Raw genomic sequence first — 18,254 nt, forward strand, 5'->3', positions numbered from 1 at the left:
AACCGCATGACGGACTCCGCACCTCCTTTTGTCGACTTCCGCAATGTCTGGCTCGCCTACAACGAAGAACTGCGCGCGCAGAACCACTTCGCCGTCGAAGCCATCGACCTGCAACTGCAGCAAGGCGAATTCATTGCCATCGTCGGGCCTTCGGGCTGCGGCAAGTCCACCTTCATGAAGCTTGCCACGGGCCTGCGCATGCCCTCGATAGGCCGCATCCTGATCGACGGCCAGCCCGTGACCGGGCCGCTGAAGATCTCGGGCATGGCCTTTCAGGCGCCCTCGCTGCTGCCCTGGCGCACCACGGTCGAGAACGTGCTGCTGCCGCTGGAAATCGTCGAGCCCCACCGCAGCCAGTTCAAAGCGCGCCGCGCCGAGTACGAAGAGCGCGCGCGCCGCCTGCTGCAGAAAGTGGGTCTGGCCGGCTACGAGGACAAGTTCCCCTGGCAGTTGTCGGGCGGCATGCAGCAGCGCGCCAGCATCTGCCGCGCGCTGATCCATGAACCCAAGCTGCTGTTGCTCGACGAGCCGTTCGGCGCGCTCGACGCGTTCACGCGCGAGGAGCTGTGGTGCATCCTGCGCGATCTCTGGACCGAACAGAAATTCAACGTGATCCTGGTGACCCACGACCTGCGCGAATCGGTGTTCCTCGCCGACACGGTCTATGTGATGAGCAAGAGCCCGGGGCGTTTCGTCGTCAAGCGCGAAATCGAGCTGCCGCGCCCGCGCGACCTCGAGCTGACCTACACCAAGGAATTCAGCGACATCGTGCACGAGCTGCGCGGTCACATCGGGGCCATGCGCCACGCAGCCCCCAGCACCGCTGCCAGCGTTTGAGACGCCGCAAGAAAGTCACACCATGAAAATCTCCCCCCGCGTCGAACGCTGGTCCCCTTGGCTGCTGATGCTGGCCATCGTCATCCTGTGGCAGGTCATCTGCTCGGGCTTCCAGGTGTCCGAATTCATTTTCCCCAGCCCCTGGCTGATCCTCACGCAGTTCGTCGAATTCAGCGGCGTGATCGCCATGCATGCCTGGCGCACCTACTGGGTGACCATGGCCGGCTTCGGCCTGGCCATCGTCGTCGGCGTGCTGCTGGGCTTTCTGATCGGCAGCTCGCGCCTGGCCTATGCCGCGCTGTACCCGCTGATGACGGCGTTCAACGCCCTGCCCAAGGCGGCGTTCGTGCCGATTCTCGTGGTCTGGTTCGGCATTGGCGCGGGCCCGGCCATCCTGACCGCGTTCCTGATCAGCTTCTTTCCCATCATGGTCAATATCGCCACCGGCCTGGCCACGCTGGAGCCCGAACTCGAGGACGTGCTGCGCGTGCTCGGCGCCAAGCGCTGGGACGTGCTGACCAAGGTCGGCCTGCCGCGCTCGCTGCCCTACTTCTACGGCTCGCTCAAAGTGGCCATCACCCTGGCCTTTGTCGGCACCACGGTGTCGGAAATGACGGCTGCCAACGAAGGCATTGGCTATCTGCTGATTTCGGCCGGCTCCTCGATGCAGATGGGCCTGGCTTTTGCGGGCCTGCTGGTCGTCGGCGCCATGGCCATGGTGATGTACGAGCTGTTCAGTTGGGTCGAAAAGCGCACCACCGCCTGGGCCCACCGCGGCTCGAACAACCACTGAGCCCGGCAAACCGTCGCCACTCCATGCCGCCCCCACCGGAGACATGCCTTGACCCTGCCTGCCCCCCACCCGCCGCAACTTTCGCTGTCGGCGCAGCAGGACCGGGACCATGCATCGCTGCGGCTGGCTTTGCAATGGGCGGCGACGGCACGCGCACGCGGCAACCGGCCTTTCGGGGCGGTCATCGTCGCGGCTGACGGACAGCTGCTGGCCGAGGCCTTCTGCAACATCAGCGAAAGCGGCGACTGTACGGGCCACGCCGAAATCAATGCGCTGCGCCAGCTGCGCACGCCGGCCCAGCTCGAAAGCCTGGCCCAGGCCACGCTCTACGCATCGGCCGAACCCTGCATGATGTGCGCGGGTGCGATTCTGTGCAGCGGCATTCGCCGCGTGGTCTTTGGCCTGGCCAACGACCATCTGCGCCAGCTCTGCGGCCAGCGCATCGACAGCTTTCGCAGCAGCATGGCCGCGGCCGAGCTGCTCGCGCTCGCGCCCCAGCCCATCGCCTGCATAGGGCCCATGCTGACCGAAGAGGCACTGGAACCCCACATGGGCTACTGGGGCAACTAGCACCACAACAGTGCGCAGGGCGCGCTTCTTGCTTGTCATCGGGCATCATCTGGACCTGTTTGGATTTCCCCATGCCCTGGCTTGCGCAACTTGAACTCGACTATGCCGTCTCGCACGGCCGCAGCGTGGTGCACCACCGCCACCAGGGGCCGCTGCGCGTGCTGCGCAGCCTCTACCCCGAAGGCGACGCCATCTGCCACAACGTGCTGGTGCATCCGCCCGGCGGCCTGGTCGGCGGCGACACGCTGGACATCCGCGCCCGCGTGCAGGCCGGCGCCCATGCGCTGGTCACCACGCCCGGGGCGACGCGCTTTTACCGCAGCAACGGCGCGCCCGCGCTGCAGGACACTCACCTGACGCTGGCAGCCGGTGCCCGCATGGAATGGCTGCCGCTGGAAACCATTGCCTACAGCGGCTGCGATGCGCTGAATCGGCTGCAGCTGGAACTGGCCCCCGGCGCCGAGCTGATCGGCTGGGACGTCACCGCGCTGGGCCTGCCCCATGCCCAGGCGCCGTTTGTCGCCGGGCGCTACACCCAGCACCTGGAGCTGCCCGGCCAGTGGCTGGAGCACGGCACGCTGGCCGCCGACGATGCGCTGCTGATGGACGGCCCGCTGGGCCTGGCCGGCCAGCGCTGCCTGGCTTCGCTGTTCTTCGTCACCGGCAGCCCGCTGGCCCGCGAGCGCCGCGACGCCGCGCTGGACTTGACGCGCACGCTGATCGAAGGCCACGCGCTGGCCGCACGCTGCGGCGTCACCAGCCCGCATGACCGGGTCATAGTTCTGCGCGCCCTGGCCCCCATGGTCGAGCCGGTGATGCAGCTGTGGCGGCAGGTCTGGCAGCTGTGGCGCGGGCATTTCTGGGACCTGCCCGGCGTGGCGCCGCGGATCTGGGCCATGTAGGCGCAGTGCCGCGTCCCTGTGCCCGTGCGTCAGGCCCGCCGGTTCATGCGGTCTTGCAGCCCGGCGGATCCCATCACGCGTTCATCAGCTTTACCTGCGCCTGGATTTTGTCCGCCAGCGCCAGCCCCTGCGTGCGGGCAGCCCGCAACTCCTCCCCCGCAGCTTTCGAGGCTCTATAGGTATGCTCGGACGGCGACTGCTGGGTCGCTCTGGATTTTTCCTCGAACACCGCTTTCTTCGCCTTGATGTCGGCTTGGACCCCTGTCAATTCTGCAAGCAGCTTGTTGAGCTGTTTGGTTTCACCCATCAGCTGATTCTTCGCACTCGCCACATGGTTGATTTCGCGGCTCGACAACGGCTTGCGGCTGCCGGCGTCAAAACCGCCCCGCCGTAGAACGGTGTCAAGGCCTTGCTGGGTCAGGCCTTGGCCAATGGCCGCCGTGAATGCATTTTTGGTTGCGCTGTTGATCTTGGACGAGGACTCCCCGCGCAACCAATTCATCACGCGGGTAAAGAATCCCTGTTTGGCGGAGGCGGTGGACTGCAGCGCGCCACCTTTCAATGCGACCGCTTCGCCGGTTTTCGCCAGCGCCTGAAAGCTGCCGAGGCTCAACCCGGGAGATTGAATGCTGGACATGGCAGTCTCCTTTATCCGCGGATGAACTGTTCAAACCTGGAAGGCGGCGCCACGGGTGCATCCGCGGCGGGAGCGGCATCGAACAACTCTGAGCAGCTTTCGGCCGCATCGACAAAGGCCTTGATCACCGCCTCCCAATCCAGTACTTCCATGCCCGCGACATCCACCACCCGGGTGATGGCCACGGCGCCTGTGGTGCCGTCCAGGCCTATCGTGGCGCCCGCCGTACCCAGGAAGAAATAGTTGGCTTCGAGCAGTTGCCGGCAGACTGCAGGCCCCGCATCCTCGGGCAAAGCGCCCAGGCTGCTGTAGAGCAGCACCTGCGAGCTGTCGCCCACGGACTCTATGTTCACCAGTACATCGTCAAAACTCAGGCAGCAGTAGCCGCTGTCATCCAGTGACAGCCCGTCCAGGCCCAGGGCATTGCCGAAATCAGTCAACAAGCGGTTGATGCCATCGTGCATGGTAGGTCCTCAAAAATCAGTGTGGAAGAAAGCGCCTTGGCAGTATGTAACTCCCCGCGCCTTTGAGTTCCCATTCGCCGCCCATTCCCCTGGCCTGCAGGCACCCGGGCGGACTGGCGAAGCCTTGGCACCGGCGCCAGCCGCCGCGGTCTGGGGCAGAATGCATTGATCACATGTGCCCCAACCCGGCCTGCCTCCAACGAACAAGAAACTGCCATGCGCGTAGCCATACTTACCGGAGGCGGTGACTGCCCCGGACTCAATGCAGTCATCCGTGCCGTCACCAAATCCCTGATCCGCCACGGCAACGCCGAAGTACTGGGCATTGCCGACGGCTTCGAAGGCCTGATGGGCGAGAACCCGCGCGTCAAGCCGCTGACCTGGGACGAGGTGTCGGGCATCCTGCACCAGGGCGGCACCATCCTGGGCACCAGCAACAGCGCCAACCCGCTGCGCGACGCGGCCACGCTGGAACAGACCGGCAAGAATATCCAGGCGCTGGGCCTGGATGTGGTCGTGGCCATCGGCGGCGACGGCACCATGAGCCTGGCCCACGGACTGGCGCAAGTCGGCCTGCAATGCGTGGGCGTGCCCAAGACCATAGACAACGACATTGCCAACTGCGAGCGCAGCTTCGGCTTCGACACCGCCGTGGCCACCGTGACCGAAGGGCTGCGACGCATAGAGAGCACGGCCATGAGCCACCACCGGGTGATGATCGTCGAGACCATGGGCCGGCATGCGGGCTGGCTGGCCCTGGAAGCCGGCATCGCGGGCGCGGCCGACATCATCCTGCTGCCCGAAATCGACTACGACCTGCAGGCCGTGATCGATGTCTGCCGCGCACGCGAGGAGCGCCAGCGCTACACCATCATCTGCATAGGCGAAGGCGCCAAGGAAAGCGGCGCCAGCCAGACGGTGCGCGAGCGGGTGGAGAACAGCCCCGACCCGGTACGCCTGGGCGGCGTGGGCCATGTGCTGCGCGAGCGCCTGCAGCCGCACCTGAAAAGCGAAGTCCGTACCACGGTGCTGGGCCATGTGCAGCGCGGCGGCGACCCCACGCCGTTCGACCGCGTACTGGCCACGCGCTTCGGCCACCACGCGGCGCAACTGGTGATGCGCGGCCAGTTCGGGCGCATGGTCACGCTGCAGGGCGGCGAGATCACCAGCGTGGAGATCTCCCAGGTGGCGAACGTGCAGCGCACGATTGCGCTGGACCACAGCCTGCTGGTGATGGCGCGCGACATCGGCATTTCGCTGGGGGAAAGGCTCCCCCCCTGAGCGGCTTACGCCGCTTCCCCCTCTCATCCTTCGGTGGAGGGGGACGGCACCATCGCTGCGGGGCGGCCCTTGCTCGGCGCCCCCGCGCTAGAGCACGCAGGTTTCACGCGCCTCGGGCCATGGTTAGCGGAAACGTCAGATCGCCACCAGCTGGCGTATGCCTTTTTCCTGCATTTCGCTGCCCGGACCCTGGGCGATCACCGCGCCGCGCTGCATCACCAGGTACTGATCGGCCAGCTCTTCGGCGAAGTCGTAGTACTGCTCGCACAGCAGCACGGCCATGCCGCGCTCGCGGGCCAGCATGCGGATCACGCGGCCAATGTCCTTGATGATGCTCGGCTGAATGCCTTCGGTGGGTTCGTCGAGGATCAGCAATTTCGGGCCGGGCGCCAGGGCCCGCGCAATCGCCAGCTGCTGCTGCTGGCCGCCCGACAGATCGCCGCCACGGCGCTGCAGCATCTGCGCCAGCACCGGAAACAGCTCGAACAGATCGGGCGGGATGGGCGTAGCCGCGCTGCAATAGGCCAGGCCCATGCGCAGGTTGTCCTGCACCGTCAGGCGCCCGAAAATCTCGCGGCCCTGGGGTACGAAGCCTATGCCGGCGCGCGCGCGCTCGTAAGGCGTGAGGCCCGCGATCTGCCGGCCCTGCCATTCGATGCTGCCGCTGCGTATCGGCACCAGGCCCATCAGGCTTTTGAGCAGCGTGGTCTTGCCCACGCCATTGCGCCCCAGCAGCACGGTGATCTGGCCCGGCTCGGCGGTCAGGCTGACATCGCGCAGGATGTGCGAGCCGCCGTAGTATTGGTGAAGGTTCTGGACTTTGAGCATGATGTGTACAGACGGGCTCAGCGCCCCAGATAGACCTCGACCACGCGCTGGTCGGCCTGCACCTGGGCCAATGGGCCCTGGGCCAGCACCGCGCCGTCGCACAGCACCGTGACGGTCTCGGAGATGGCGGCGATGAAGGACATGTCGTGCTCGACCACCATCAGCGAATGCTGCCCCTTGAGGCGCAAAAACAGTTCGGCGGTGCGCACGGTTTCCTCGTCGGTCATGCCGGCGACGGGCTCGTCGAGCAGCAGCAGCTTGGGCTCCTGCATCAGCAGCATGCCGATCTCCAGCCACTGCTTCTGACCGTGGCTCAGCACGCCGGCCAGGCGCCGCACTGCATCGGCGAGGTGAATGGTGTGCAGCACTTCGGCCAGCCTGTCCTTTTGCGCGCTGTCGAGGCGAAAGAACATCGAATGGCGCACGCCCTTGTGCGTCTTGAGCGCGAGTTCGAGGTTCTCGAACACCGTGAGGTTCTCGAACACCGTCGGTTTCTGGAACTTGCGGCCAATGCCCAGCTGGGCGATCTCGGGCTCGTTGTGGCGCAGCAGATCGATGGTCGAGCCGAAGAACACCGTGCCGCGGTCGGGACGGGTCTTGCCGGTGATGATGTCCATCATCGTCGTCTTGCCCGCGCCGTTGGGGCCGATGATGCAGCGCAGCTCGCCCGGCGCGATGTCCAGGTTCAGACCGTTGATGGCCTTGAAGCCGTCGAAGCTCACATGCACGTCCTCGAGGTACAGGATGCGCCCGTGGGTCACGTCGACTTCGCCGGGCACGGCCGTGCGCGCATAGCTGGCCGTGCGCCCGCCCGAGTCACCGTGGTCCTCGGCCGCCTTGCGCTGGGCCAAGGCCTCCAGGCGCTCGGCGCCTGCGTCCATTTGATCGGGGGTCATTCCTCACCTCCTTTGCCCGGCTTGCTGCGTCGATTCCCGCGTATCTGCCGCACCCAGCCCACCACGCCCTGGGGCAGGAACAGGGTCACGGCGATGAACAGCGCGCCCAGAAAATACAGCCAGAACTCGGGCGCGCTCACCGTGAGCCAGCTCTTGGCGCCATTGACGATGAAGGCGCCGACGATCGGACCTATCAGGCTGGCGCGCCCGCCGACAGCCGCCCAGACCGCCATCTCGATGGAGTTCGCGGCGCTCATTTCACCGGGGTTGATGATGCCCACCTGGGGCACGTAGAGCGCGCCCGCGACGCCGCACATCATGGCGCTGATGCACCAGATGGTGAGCTTGTAGGGCAGCGGCGAATAGCCCGAGAACATCACCCGCGTCTCGGCGTCGCGAATCGCCTGCAGCACGCGGCCGAACTTGCTTTGCACCAGCCAGCGCGCGAACAGATAGCAGCCCAGCAGCACGCAGCCCGTGAGCACGAACAGGAACATGCGCATTTCGGGCGTCGCGATCGCCACGCCCAGGATGCGCTTGAAATCGGTGAAGCCATTGTTGCCGCCCAGGCCGGTCTCGTTGCGGAAGAACAGCAGCATGGCCGCATAGGTCAGCGCCTGGGTGATGATGGAGAAATACACGCCCTTGATGCGCGAACGGAAGGCAAAGTAGCCGAACACAAAGGCCACCAAGCCGGGCACGGCCAGCACCAGGAAGATGGTGGCGACAAAGCTGTCGCTGAGCTGCCAATGCCAGGGCAGCTCCTTCCAGTCCAGGAACACCATGAAGTCGGGCAGCATGCTGCCCGAGTTGCCGTCGCTGCCGATCTGGCGCATCAAATACATGCCCATCACATAGCCGCCCAGCGCGAAGAACAGGCCGTGGCCCAGGCTCAGAATGCCGGTGTAGCCCCAGATCAAGTCCATGGCCAGCGCGCAGATGGCGTAGCACATGATCTTGCCGACCAGCGAGACCGCGTAGTCGGACATGTGCAAGGCGCTGCCCGCGGGCACCCAGAGATTGAGCAGCGGCGCGATAGCGCAGATGGTGACCAGCGCCACCAGGAACACCGCCCAGCCGCGGCGCGTGAGCAGCGGCTGCCGGCCCGGCAAATCCAGAGGGGGAAAAGAAGAGTTCAGCTGCATTTCATGCCTCCGCGCTGCGGCCCTTCATCGCGAAGATGCCTTGGGGGCGCTTCTGGATGAAGACGATGATGAAGATCAGCACCGCGATCTTGGCCAGTACCGCTCCGGTCCAGCCCTCGAGAAATTTACCCAGGATGCCCAGGCCCAGCGCCGCATAGACCGTGCCCAGCAACTGGCCCACGCCGCCCAGCACCACCACCATGAAGGCGTCGACGATGTAGCTCTGGCCCAGGTCCGGGCCCACGTTGCCGACCTGGCTCAGCGCACAGCCCGCGAGCCCCGCCACGCCCGAGCCCAGCGCAAAGGCCAGGGTGTCGACGCGCGCCGTGTTCACGCCCATGCAGGAGGCCATGGCCCGGTTCTGCGTCACGCCGCGCACGAACAGTCCCAGGCGCGTGCGGCCTATGGTCCAGGCCATGGCCAGCAGCACGGCGGCGGCGAAAACGATGATCACCAGACGGTTCAGCGGCAGCGTGAGATTGGGCAGCAGCTGCCAGCCGCCGCTCATCCACACCGGGTTTTCCACGCCCACGTTCTGGGCGCCAAAAATGCTGCGCACCAGCTGCATCAGCACCAGGCTGATGCCCCAGGTGGCCAGCAGTGTTTCCAGCGGGCGGCCGTAGAGAAAGCGCAGCACCGTGCGCTCCACCAGCGCTCCGACCAGGGCCGCGGCCAGAAAGGACAGCGGCACGGCCGCCAGCAGATACCAGTCGAAGGCCCCGGGCCACCAGGCCTGGAACAGGTTCTGCACCAGGTAGGTCGCATAGGCGCCGATCATCATCAGCTCGCCGTGGGCCATGTTGATCACGCCCATCAAGCCATAGGTGATCGCCAGGCCCAGAGCGACCAGCAGCAGGATGGAGCCCAGGCTGATGCCAGTGAACACCACGCCCAGGCGCTCGCCCCAGGCCAGGCGATCATCGACCTGGGCCAGCGAGCGGCGCAACTGCACCTGCACCGCCTCGTCACGCTCCTCGGCCAGCTGGGTCTGCAGCAGCAGCCGCGCCTGGGGCGCGCCGCTTTCGCCCAGCGACCAGGCCGCCTTCTTGCGCAAGGCCGGATCGTCGCTGCCCAGCAGCGCGGCGGCGCGTGCCAGTTCCAGCGACTGGCGCACGGCGCTGTCTTTCTCGTCGGCCAGCGCGCGTTCGAGCAACGGGATGGCCGCGGGCGACGACTGCTTGAGCATGGCCTGCGCGGCTTCGCGGCGCACCGCGGTGTCGGGCGAGAACAGATTGAGCGCGGCCAGCGCGGCGGAAATTTCGCCGCGCAGCCGGTTGTTGTTCATGACTTCTTCGGCGCCTTCGGGCAGCTTTGCGGGCTGGCCCGTCACCGGGTCGCTGGCCTGGGCGTTGCGCACCACCAGCGCGCGGCCGTCGGCCACGACCACGGCGTCATCGGCGAGCGCGCGCAGGTAAGGGGCCAGGGTGGCGTCGGGTTGCTGCAGCGCCGACTGGATGGCGGCAATGCGCGCCTCCGAGTCGCCCTGCGCCATGGCCAGCGCCTGCCCGGGCGTGAGCGCCTGGGCCGCCGTGGCGCCCAGCAGCGCACAGGCCAGCGCAACGCGGCGCAGCAGCGTGGTGGTGATTGAGTATCCAAGCATGGTGTGCCGATTCAAAAGTAAGTTATCCATGGCGTCTGCTCTGCCATCGGCCTTTGAAACTGGCGTGCCCCAGCAAGGGGGCAGCGAGCAAGGGCCGCCCCGCAGCGAGGCTGCCGTCCCTAGCCGGGCGCCCCCCTCCACCAAAGGTTGAGAGGGGGAAGCCGGGGCCGGCCATCCGGCGTGAGCGGCTCAGGGGGTGCCTTACTTTTTCTCGGGTTCGTCTTTCTTCTTGTCGTTGCCCGGGATGTAGGGGCTCCAGGGCTTGGCCTTGATCGGCGCGGGCGTCTTCCAGACCACGTTGAGCTGGCCGTCGGCGCGGATCTCGCCGATGAACACGTTCTTGTGCAGATGGTGGTTCTTCTCGTCCATCTTGCTGACGATGCCGCTCGGGGCCTTGAAGGTCTGCCCGGCCATTGCGGCGATGACCTTGTTCACGTCGGTGGACTTGGCCTTCTCCACGGCCTGCTTCCACATGTGGATGCCGATATAGGTGGCCTCCATCGGGTCGTTGGTCAGCGGCTTGTCCTTGTGCCCGGCGATGTTCTTGGCCTTGGCGTAGTCGCTCCACTTCTTGATGAAGGCCGTGTTCTCGGGGTTCTTCAGCGTCATGAAGTAGTTCCAGGCCGCGAGGTGACCGACCAGCGGCTTGGTGTCCACGCCGCGCAGCTCTTCCTCACCCACCGAGAACGCCACCACCGGCACGTCCGTGGCCTTGAGGCCGGCATTGCCCAGCTCCTTGTAGAACGGCACGTTGGAGTCGCCGTTGATGGTCGACACCACAGCCGTCTTGCCGCCCTGGCTGAACTTCTTGATGTCGGCGACGATGGTCTGGTAGTCGCTGTGACCGAAGGGCGTGTACTTCTCGTCGATGTCGCTGTCCTTCACGCCCTTGGTCTTGAGGTAGGCGCGCAGGATCTTGTTGGTGGTGCGCGGGTAGACGTAGTCGGTGCCCAGCAGCACCCAGCGCTTGGCGCCGCCGCCGTCCTTGCTCATCAGGTAATCGACCGCGGGAATCGCCTGCTGGTTGGGCGCCGCGCCGGTGTAGAACACGTTCTTGGACAGCTCCTCGCCTTCGTACTGCACGGGGTAGAACAGCAGGCCGTTCATTTCCTCGACCACGGGCAGCACGGACTTGCGGCTCACGCTGGTCCAGCCGCCGAAGATCACCGCCACCTTGTCCTGGCCCAGCAACTGCTTGGCCTTCTCGGCGAACAGCGGCCAGTTCGAGGCCGGATCGACGACCACGGGCTCGAGCTTCTTGCCCAGCACACCGCCCGAAGCATTGATCTCGTCGATGGCCATCAGCACCGTGTCCTTGAGCACGGTCTCGGAAATCGCCATGGTGCCCGACAGGCTGTGCAGCACGCCGACCTTGATGGTGTCCGCCGCCCAGGCCGGCATGGCGCCAAAACCCAGACCGGCGACGGCTGCCGCGGCAGCAAGGGATTGAAGGGTGAAACGACGTTGCATGGTCAGCGGCTCCTGTGGGTGGATGAACAGGTGCTGCGAAAACCAGCGGCTTCGCCCGGCACCATGGAGTCCATGCTAGGGAGCGGGTGCCGAATGGGATATACGCCGGATGGCGTATGCGGGGCCGCTTGCCGCCCGCCTTGAGCTTGGCGCAGGGCACCCTGGCGCAGGGCCAGCAAACAACGAAGAATGGAGGGCTTCTAGCCCTACCCGGCCTGCCCGCGCAGCATCGCCGCCGCCTCCTGGGCCCCCATGGCCAGCGCGCAGCCCAGTGGCGTCGTGCCTTGTGCATCGGTGGCATCCACCTGCGCGCCGCGCGCGATCAGCAGCCGCATGATGTCCAGCCGGTTGAACATGGCCGCGAACATCAGCGGCGTGCGGCCGTCGGGCGACGGGCTGTCGACGCCGGCGCCATGATCCAGCAGCAGTTCGGCCATGGCCAGATCGCCCTTGAAGGCCACGCCGGCCAGCGGCGTCTGGCCGCGCAGATTGGCCAGGGCCGCGCCGGCGCCGTGCTGCAACAGCAGGGCCGCAGCTGCCGCATGGCCGTGGTAGCTGGCCAGCATCAGCAGGCTGTCGCCCTTGGCATTGCGCAGATCGGGGGGCAGGCCCGCGGCCAGCCATTGCGCGAGGCTGCCATCGTCGCCCGTGCGTGCGGCGTCGAACACCTTGTCGGCAAAGGCCAGGGTCGCGTCATCGAGGCCCTGGGGCGCTGGGGAGGTGGAATTTTCAAGCGTCATGCCGTCCAGTGTAGACAGCGCTGCACCCGCGCAGGGTTGGAAATCTGCATGGCGCAGATTGCCAATCCTCATCAGGCCGGCAGACGCGCCATGGCCATGGCGGCGGCCGCGGTGCGCGTTTCCACGCCCAGCTTGGCGTAAATGCGTTCCAGGTGCTTTTTCACCGTCGCCGGGCTGCAGCTGACGATGTCGGCGATATCACGGTTGATCTTGCCCTGGGCCAGCCAGTACAGCACTTCGGCCTCCTTGCCGGTGATGCCAAAGCCCTGGCGCAGGGTCTCGCGCACCGCCAAGTCCGACTCCTCGCGCATCACCAGCAGCAGTTCGCCTTCGTCGGCCTCGGGCGAAGGCGGGTGCAGGCGCAGCACCAGGCTGCCTTGCCCCTGGTCCAGGGTCCAGCGCGGCGGCTCGGCGTGCAAGGCCAGCGTGGCCTGCTGGCGTTGCACCCAGGCCAGCACGTCGGCGGGCAGCACGGCGCGCAGGCCGTCGATGCCGAAGTGGCGGCGCAGCAGCTCGCGTGCCAGCGGCGTTTGCCACAGCACGCGCCCATCGGCAATGCGCACCGTGAGGCTTGCATGACCGAAGGCATCGAGCGCGCTGCGCGCCTGCACGGCCTGCTGCTGCTGCGCGCGCGCGCGCCGCGCCGTGCCCAGGTGCACGCCCATGCGCGCCAGCACTTCCGCGGGCTTGATGGGCTTGGTCACATAGTCCACGCCCCCGGCCGCCAGCGCGGCGATCAGGTGCTCGGTCTCGGTCAGACCGGTCATGAAGATGATGGGAATAGGCGCCGTGCGGGCATCGGCCTTGAGCCGGCGCGTGACTTCGAAACCATCCATGCCGGGCATCATGGCGTCGAGCAGCACGATGTCGGGCAGCGCTTGCGCGGCGCATGCCAGCGCGGCTTCGCCGTTGGTCGCGACCAGCACCATATAGCCCGCGGCGTCGAGCGCATCGTGCAGCATCGCCAAGTTGTCGGGCACATCGTCGACGATCAGCACCAGCCTGGCGTCGCGTGCGGGAACAGGGGGGAAATCCATCATCAGAGCTTTGTCTCCTCGGTGTCTGGCACGGGCAATTGCGCGGCCATGGCCTCGAACTGGAATTGCTGGGCCTGGGCCTGGAGCCGGCGCCAGACAGCTGCGGCCTGCGGGTAGTCCTGCGCGAGCTGGGCGAGCGCCTGCACCACGCCGCGCGCATAGCCCCAGGCAATGGCCTGGCGCAATACCGTGAGCGCCGCCGCGGGCACGCCGTCCAGGCCGCCCGCGGCGTCGACCGGCAACTGCGGCGCGCTGCGCCAGACCAGTTCCAGCCGGTCTTCCAGCCACTGCAGCAATTCGCTGTGGCGCACCGGCTTGACCAGGAAATCCTGCGGCCGTATGCCCACGTCATTGGGCATTTCACGGTCGAAAGCGTTGGCCGAGACAATCGCGCAGGCGACGTCGCCCAGCGGCATCTGCCGCAGCCGGCGCAGGCATTCCCAGCCGTCCATTCCCGGCATGGCCAGGTCCATGAAGATCGCCTGCGGACGGTAGCCCGCGGCCAGCAGCGCCAGCGCCTCCTGGCCGTTGGCCGCGTGCTGCACGGCAAAGCCCAGGGGCACCAGCAACTGCGCCAGCAGCTCGCGGTCGGCCTCCTCGTTGTCGACCACCAGCAGGCGGCGCGTGGCGCCCAGATAGCCGACCGCACGCCGCGGGGCCGGCAGCGCGGCCGGACCCTGCTCCAGCGACGGCAGGAACAGGCGGATATGGAAGGCCGCGCCCTGCCCCGGCTGGCTGCTCACGCTCAAGGCCCCGCCCATGAGCTCGGTCAGCATCTTGGCCATGGTCAGGCCCAGGCCCGCGCCCGCGCTGGACTGGGCGCCCGAGCCCCGCGCAAACGGCTCGAACACCTGGGCCTGCTCGGCTTCGCTCAGGCCCGGGCCGGTATCGAGCACCGACACATAGGCCATTTGCCGGGTATGGCGCACGCGCAGCGTCACCGCGCCGCGCGCCGTGAACTTGATGGCATTGCCCAGCAGGTTGAAGAGGATCTGGCGCAGCCGCTTTTCATCGGTGCGCACCCAGGCGGGCAGCGCGCCCTCGGGTTCGTAGTGGAAGGCCAGGCCCTTGGCCTCGGCCTGCAGCTCGAACATGCCGGCCATCTGTTGCAGGCCCGCGGCAAACTCCATGGGCTGCACCTGCAAGGCCAGCTTGCCCGATTCGATGCGCGCAATGTCCAGCGTGCCTTCGATCAGCGACAGCAGGTGCTCGCCCCCACGGCGGATCACGGCCACGGCCTGGCGCCGGTGCGCCGGCACGTCGGGGTCTTCGCCCATGAGCTGGGCATAGCCCAGGATGCTGTTGAGCGGCGTGCGCAGCTCGTGGCTGATGGCACTGATGTAGCGGCTCTTGGCCTGGTTCGCCAGGTCGGCCGCCTGGCGGGCGGCTTCGGCCACGGCGCGCGCCTCCTCGGCCGCGCGCCGCGCCTGCTGCAGCTGCCCGTCGGTGGCGCGGTGCAAGGCAATCTCGCGCACCAGCAGCCCCGTCTGGCGCTGCGACTCCTGCTGCGCCACCTTGCGGCTGTGCTGGGCCAGCACCAGCCACCAGACGACCAGGCCCGAGATCAGCAGCAAGCCCACGCCGACCTTGAGCAAGGCCGTCTGCAGCACGGTCTGCGCACTGGCCGCGGCGACGGCCGGCAGGCTGCGCGCCAGCGTTTGCAGCTCCAGCAGGTATAGCAGCGCTATCAGGGCCGCGAGCGCCGGAACGATCAGCAGCATCAGCAGCACGAAGTGCAGCAAGCCCTTGTCCAGCAGGCTCCACATGCGCCGCGGCAGCAGCCGCCGCAGCGCCGCGCGCCACTGCACGGCCAGATGGGCCTGGGGCCGGCACAGGTCGCCGCAGCGCGCGTCCAACGTGCAGCACAGCGAGCAGATGGATCCCTGGTAGGCCGGGCAGTGCACCATGTCGGGCACTTCGTAGTCGCGCTCACAGACCACGCAGCGCTGCAGGCGCGGCGGGCCCGCGACCTGGGCAGTGCAGCCGGCGCAGGCGGGCGGCGCAGCGGGAGCAGCAGGCACCAGGTAGTAACGCCCTTTGGTCCACCAGGCGATCAGCGGCGAGGCAACCAGCGCCACGCCCATGGCGATCAACGCGGAAAACGCCTGGGCCAGCGGCCCGAAAGCGCCCAGGTGCGCGGCCACCGACAGCAGCGACGACAAGGCCATCGCCCCGACGCCCACCGGATTGATGTCGTACAGGCGCGCGCGCTTGAACTCTATGCCGCGCGGCGACAGGCCCAGCGGCTTGTTGATCACCAGATCGGCCACTACCGCCATGATCCAGGCGATGGCCAGATTCGAGTACAGGCCCAGCACTTCGCCCAGCGCACGGAACACATGCATTTCCATCAGCATGAAGGCGATCAGCGTGTTGAACACCACCCACACCACGCGCCCGGGGTGGCTGTGCGTGAGGCGCGAGAAGAAATTGCTCCAGGCCAGCGAACCGGCGTAGGCATTGGTCACGTTGATCTTGAGCTGCGACAACACCACGAACAGCGCCGTCGCCGCCACCGCCCAGCCGTAGTCGGTGAATACATAGTTGTAGGCCGCCAGGTACATCTGGTTCGGGTCGACCGCATGGTCCGGCGGAACGGCATGCGAGATCGCCAGATAGGCGAGCAAGGCGCCGCCCAGCATCTTGGCCACGCCCAGCAGCACCCAGCCCGGCCCGCCCAGCATCACCGCGCCCCACCAGCGCCAGCGATTGGCCTGGGTGCGCACCGGCATGAAGCGCAGGTAGTCGGCCTGCTCGCCCATCTGGGTGATGAGTGCAATGCCCATGGTCAGGCCTGCACCAAAAAGAGGCAGACTGAAGCCCGCCACCTGGCCTTCGCGCTGTGCCTGCGCCCCCGGATAGTGCAAGACATCGGAAAACACCCCAGGCTGGTGCGCCAGCACATAGACAAAAGGCACGACCAGCATCAGCAGCCACAGCGGCTGCGTCCAGACCTGCAGCCGGCTGATGGCCGACACGCCGTGGGTCACCAAGGGAATGACCACCAAAGCGCAGACCAGATAGCCCCAGCGCGGCGGAATGTCCAGCGCGAGTTCGAGCGCATAGGCCATCACGGCCGCTTCGAGCGCAAAGAAAATGAAAGTGAAACTCGCGTAGATCAGCGAAGTGATGCTCGAGCCTATGTAGCCGAAGCCCGCGCCACGGGTCAGCAAGTCCATATCTACGCCATGGCGCGCCGCGTAGATGCTGATGGGCAGGCCGGCGGAAAAAATGATCAGGCCCGTGCAGACAATGGCCCAGAACGCGTTGATGAAACCGTACTGCACCAGCAAGGTCGCACCCACGGCTTCAAGCACCAGGAACGAGGCCGCGCCGAACGCGGTATGGGCCACGCCCCACTCCGACCAGCGGCGCGCGCGCTGCGGGGTGTAGCGCAGCGCGTAGTCCTCCAGCGTCTCGGTCGCCACCCAGCGGTTGTAGTCGCGCCGCACCTTGACCACCTGCTGCACCGCGGCCGGCCCGGCGCCTTCGGGCGCAGCCCCACCCGGGGCACGCTGCGCGTCCGCGATCTTCGACTCCTGGCTGCTGTGGTCCATGGCGATCTGCGTGCAGCTTCTGTGCCACGCTGCGCCGCCAAGCCATAAACCAGGGAATACCCTTGGTTTTGCAGCCGCCCGGCAGATCGCTGGAACGGGCGCGCGACAAGGAAAAGTAGCGACGCATCAAGTGTTGTGTGGGCCCCCTCCTTTCCCATGGCACGTACCTTGCTGCATGCTTGCTATCTGCATAGCCTCGCGGGCCCCGCGCCCGCCTTGACGCCATGGAACTCACGCCGCGTGAAAAAGACAAGTTGCTCCTGTTCACCGCCGCCTTGCTGGCCGAACGCCGCAAGGCCCGGGGACTCAAGCTCAACTACCCCGAAGCCATTGCCTTGATCAGCGCGACCGTCATGGAAGGCGCGCGCGACGGCAAGACCGTGGCCCAGATGATGAGCGAAGGCCGCCAGGTACTGACCCGGGCCGACGTCATGGACGGCATCGCCGAGATGATTCCCGACATCCAGGTCGAAGCCACTTTTCCCGACGGGACCAAGCTCGTCACCGTGCACGACCCCATCGTCTGATTTCTCCCGAGCACCGACTGCCATGCAAGCCAAACCCCTGATCGCTTCCGCCACCGCCGCCCTGGCCGCCCTGCCGCTGGCCGCGCTCGCCCATCCGTCCGCGGATGCCGGCGCCCATCACCACGCCCTCGACGCGGCCCTGCATGCCTTTGCCCACCCCTTCACGGGTGCCGACCACCTCGCGGCCATGGTCGCCGTAGGCGCCTGGAGTGCGCTCACGGTGCGCCCGGCCTGGCGCGCGCCCGCTGCCTTCGTGGCGCTGCTGGTGGCCGGCGCGCTCGCCGGCTTCGCGGGCCTGCAATTGCCCGGTGTGGAGCCGATGATCGCGGCCTCGGTGCTGGTGCTGGGTCTGCTGCTGGCCCTGCAGAAGAAAATGCCCTGGGGCGCCGCGGCCACGCTGGCCGGCGTGTTCGCCTTCTTCCATGGCGCGGCGCATGGCATGGAGCTCGCCGGTGACACCGGCCTGGCGGCCGTCGCCGCGCTGGCCGGCATGGCCCTGGGCTCGGCGCTGCTGCACCTCGCCGGCATGCTGCTGGGCCACGGCCTGCTGCAGCGCCACCGCCTGCTCGCCAGCCTGGGCGGCGCGGCCACGGCCACGCTGGGCGCATTCATGTTGATCCGCCTGGCCTGAAGGAGCGCCCCCATGGTCCCCGGTGAACTGATTCTCGACACAGGCGAACACGCCCTCAACACAGGCCGGCGCACCACCACGCTGCTGGTGCGCAATGCCAGCGACCGGCCCATACAGGTCGGTTCGCACTACCACTTCGCCGAAACCAATGCCGGCCTGAGCTTCGACCGCGATACCGCGCGCGGCATGCGCCTGAACATTGCCAGCGGCATGGCCGTGCGCTTCGAGCCCGGCCAGCAACGCACGGTGGAACTGGTGGACTACGCGGGCGATCGCGTGGTCCATGGCTTTCGCGGCCTGGTCCAGGGACCGCTCGACAAACTGCCAGGAGAGCACTGA

General features: G+C 67.1%; 18 protein-coding genes. 8 read left to right on the top strand and 10 right to left on the bottom strand.

Going from position 1 to position 18,254, the window contains the following annotated elements:
- The first annotated feature begins 6 nt into the window (after nt 1-6).
- The 4 genes from N0K08_RS04505 to N0K08_RS04520 all read left to right on the top strand — a co-directional run bounded on the left by N0K08_RS04505 (nt 7) and on the right by N0K08_RS04520 (nt 3,102).
- The gene (locus N0K08_RS04505; RefSeq protein WP_261498853.1) at nt 7-837 is read left to right on the top strand and encodes an ABC transporter ATP-binding protein; all 831 of its coding nucleotides are present in this window, start codon (nt 7-9) and stop codon (nt 835-837) included.
- 22 nt (nt 838-859) lie between these two features.
- Nucleotides 860-1,630 (top strand): ABC transporter permease, encoded by a 771-nt coding sequence (locus N0K08_RS04510; RefSeq protein ID WP_261498854.1) that lies wholly within the window; start codon nt 860-862, stop codon nt 1,628-1,630.
- A gap of 48 nt (nt 1,631-1,678) precedes the next feature.
- Nucleotides 1,679-2,200, top strand: a complete 522-nt coding sequence (locus N0K08_RS04515; protein ID WP_261498855.1) for a nucleoside deaminase — start codon at nt 1,679-1,681, stop codon at nt 2,198-2,200.
- 71 nt (nt 2,201-2,271) lie between these two features.
- Nucleotides 2,272-3,102: an urease accessory protein UreD gene (locus N0K08_RS04520; protein ID WP_261498856.1), complete on the top strand. Its 831-nt coding sequence runs from the start codon at nt 2,272-2,274 to the stop codon at nt 3,100-3,102.
- Nucleotides 3,103-3,175: 73 nt separating this feature from the next.
- Here N0K08_RS04520 and N0K08_RS04525 read toward each other — a convergent pair whose 3' ends face one another.
- Complete coding sequence (locus N0K08_RS04525) at nt 3,176-3,739, bottom strand: hypothetical protein (protein ID WP_261498857.1); 564 nt, start codon at nt 3,737-3,739, stop codon at nt 3,176-3,178.
- A gap of 11 nt (nt 3,740-3,750) precedes the next feature.
- A complete protein-coding gene (locus N0K08_RS04530; protein ID WP_261498858.1) occupies nt 3,751-4,203 on the bottom strand; it encodes a type III secretion system chaperone in 453 nt (150 codons plus the stop codon).
- A gap of 216 nt (nt 4,204-4,419) precedes the next feature.
- Here N0K08_RS04530 and N0K08_RS04535 point away from each other — a divergent pair, with 216 nt between their 5' ends.
- Nucleotides 4,420-5,484, top strand: a complete 1,065-nt coding sequence (locus tag N0K08_RS04535; RefSeq protein WP_261498860.1) for a 6-phosphofructokinase — start codon at nt 4,420-4,422, stop codon at nt 5,482-5,484.
- A 135-nt stretch (nt 5,485-5,619) separates the two neighbouring features.
- Here the strand turns inward: N0K08_RS04535 and urtE are convergent, their stop codons facing one another.
- From urtE to N0K08_RS04575, 8 genes are all read right to left on the bottom strand, one after another.
- Nucleotides 5,620-6,312 (bottom strand): urea ABC transporter ATP-binding subunit UrtE, encoded by a 693-nt coding sequence (urtE, locus tag N0K08_RS04540; protein WP_261498861.1) that lies wholly within the window; start codon nt 6,310-6,312, stop codon nt 5,620-5,622.
- Between the two features lie 17 nt (nt 6,313-6,329).
- Nucleotides 6,330-7,208, bottom strand: a complete 879-nt coding sequence (gene urtD, locus N0K08_RS04545) for an urea ABC transporter ATP-binding protein UrtD (protein WP_261498862.1) — start codon at nt 7,206-7,208, stop codon at nt 6,330-6,332.
- On the bottom strand, nt 7,205-8,353 hold the full coding sequence (gene urtC, locus N0K08_RS04550; RefSeq protein WP_261498863.1) for an urea ABC transporter permease subunit UrtC: 1,149 nt from the start codon (nt 8,351-8,353) through the stop codon (nt 7,205-7,207). Before urtC ends, urtD begins: the two co-directional genes overlap by 4 nt.
- A 1-nt stretch (nt 8,354) precedes the next feature.
- Nucleotides 8,355-9,953 carry an urea ABC transporter permease subunit UrtB gene (gene urtB, locus N0K08_RS04555; protein ID WP_261498864.1) on the bottom strand — a complete coding sequence of 533 codons (1,599 nt, stop codon included), beginning with the start codon at nt 9,951-9,953 and terminating at the stop codon, nt 8,355-8,357.
- Nucleotides 9,954-10,154: 201 nt separating this feature from the next.
- Entirely contained in the window at nt 10,155-11,423 is a 1,269-nt protein-coding gene (gene urtA / locus N0K08_RS04560; protein ID WP_261498865.1) for an urea ABC transporter substrate-binding protein, read from the bottom strand.
- A 206-nt stretch (nt 11,424-11,629) separates the two neighbouring features.
- Nucleotides 11,630-12,163, bottom strand: coding sequence for an ankyrin repeat domain-containing protein (locus N0K08_RS04565; protein ID WP_261498866.1), 534 nt, complete (start codon nt 12,161-12,163; stop codon nt 11,630-11,632).
- 71 nt (nt 12,164-12,234) lie between these two features.
- Nucleotides 12,235-13,203, bottom strand: a complete 969-nt coding sequence (locus N0K08_RS04570) for a response regulator (protein ID WP_261498867.1) — start codon at nt 13,201-13,203, stop codon at nt 12,235-12,237.
- Nucleotides 13,203-16,757, bottom strand: a complete 3,555-nt coding sequence (locus N0K08_RS04575; RefSeq protein ID WP_261498868.1) for a hybrid sensor histidine kinase/response regulator — start codon at nt 16,755-16,757, stop codon at nt 13,203-13,205. The genes N0K08_RS04570 and N0K08_RS04575 overlap by 1 nt, the downstream gene beginning before the upstream one ends.
- A gap of 224 nt (nt 16,758-16,981) precedes the next feature.
- Here N0K08_RS04575 and N0K08_RS04580 point away from each other — a divergent pair, with 224 nt between their 5' ends.
- Genes N0K08_RS04580 through N0K08_RS04590 form a run of 3 tightly spaced genes read left to right on the top strand, consistent with a single transcriptional unit; the run spans nt 16,982 to nt 18,254 of the window.
- The gene (locus N0K08_RS04580; RefSeq protein ID WP_261498869.1) at nt 16,982-17,284 is read left to right on the top strand and encodes an urease subunit gamma; all 303 of its coding nucleotides are present in this window, start codon (nt 16,982-16,984) and stop codon (nt 17,282-17,284) included.
- A 22-nt stretch (nt 17,285-17,306) separates the two neighbouring features.
- Entirely contained in the window at nt 17,307-17,915 is a 609-nt protein-coding gene (locus N0K08_RS04585; RefSeq protein WP_261498870.1) for a HupE/UreJ family protein, read from the top strand.
- 12 nt (nt 17,916-17,927) lie between these two features.
- The gene (locus N0K08_RS04590) at nt 17,928-18,254 is read left to right on the top strand and encodes an urease subunit beta (RefSeq protein ID WP_261498871.1); all 327 of its coding nucleotides are present in this window, start codon (nt 17,928-17,930) and stop codon (nt 18,252-18,254) included.

Source organism: Acidovorax bellezanensis (assembly GCF_025421555.1).
GTDB lineage: Bacteria > Pseudomonadota > Gammaproteobacteria > Burkholderiales > Burkholderiaceae_C > Comamonas > Comamonas bellezanensis.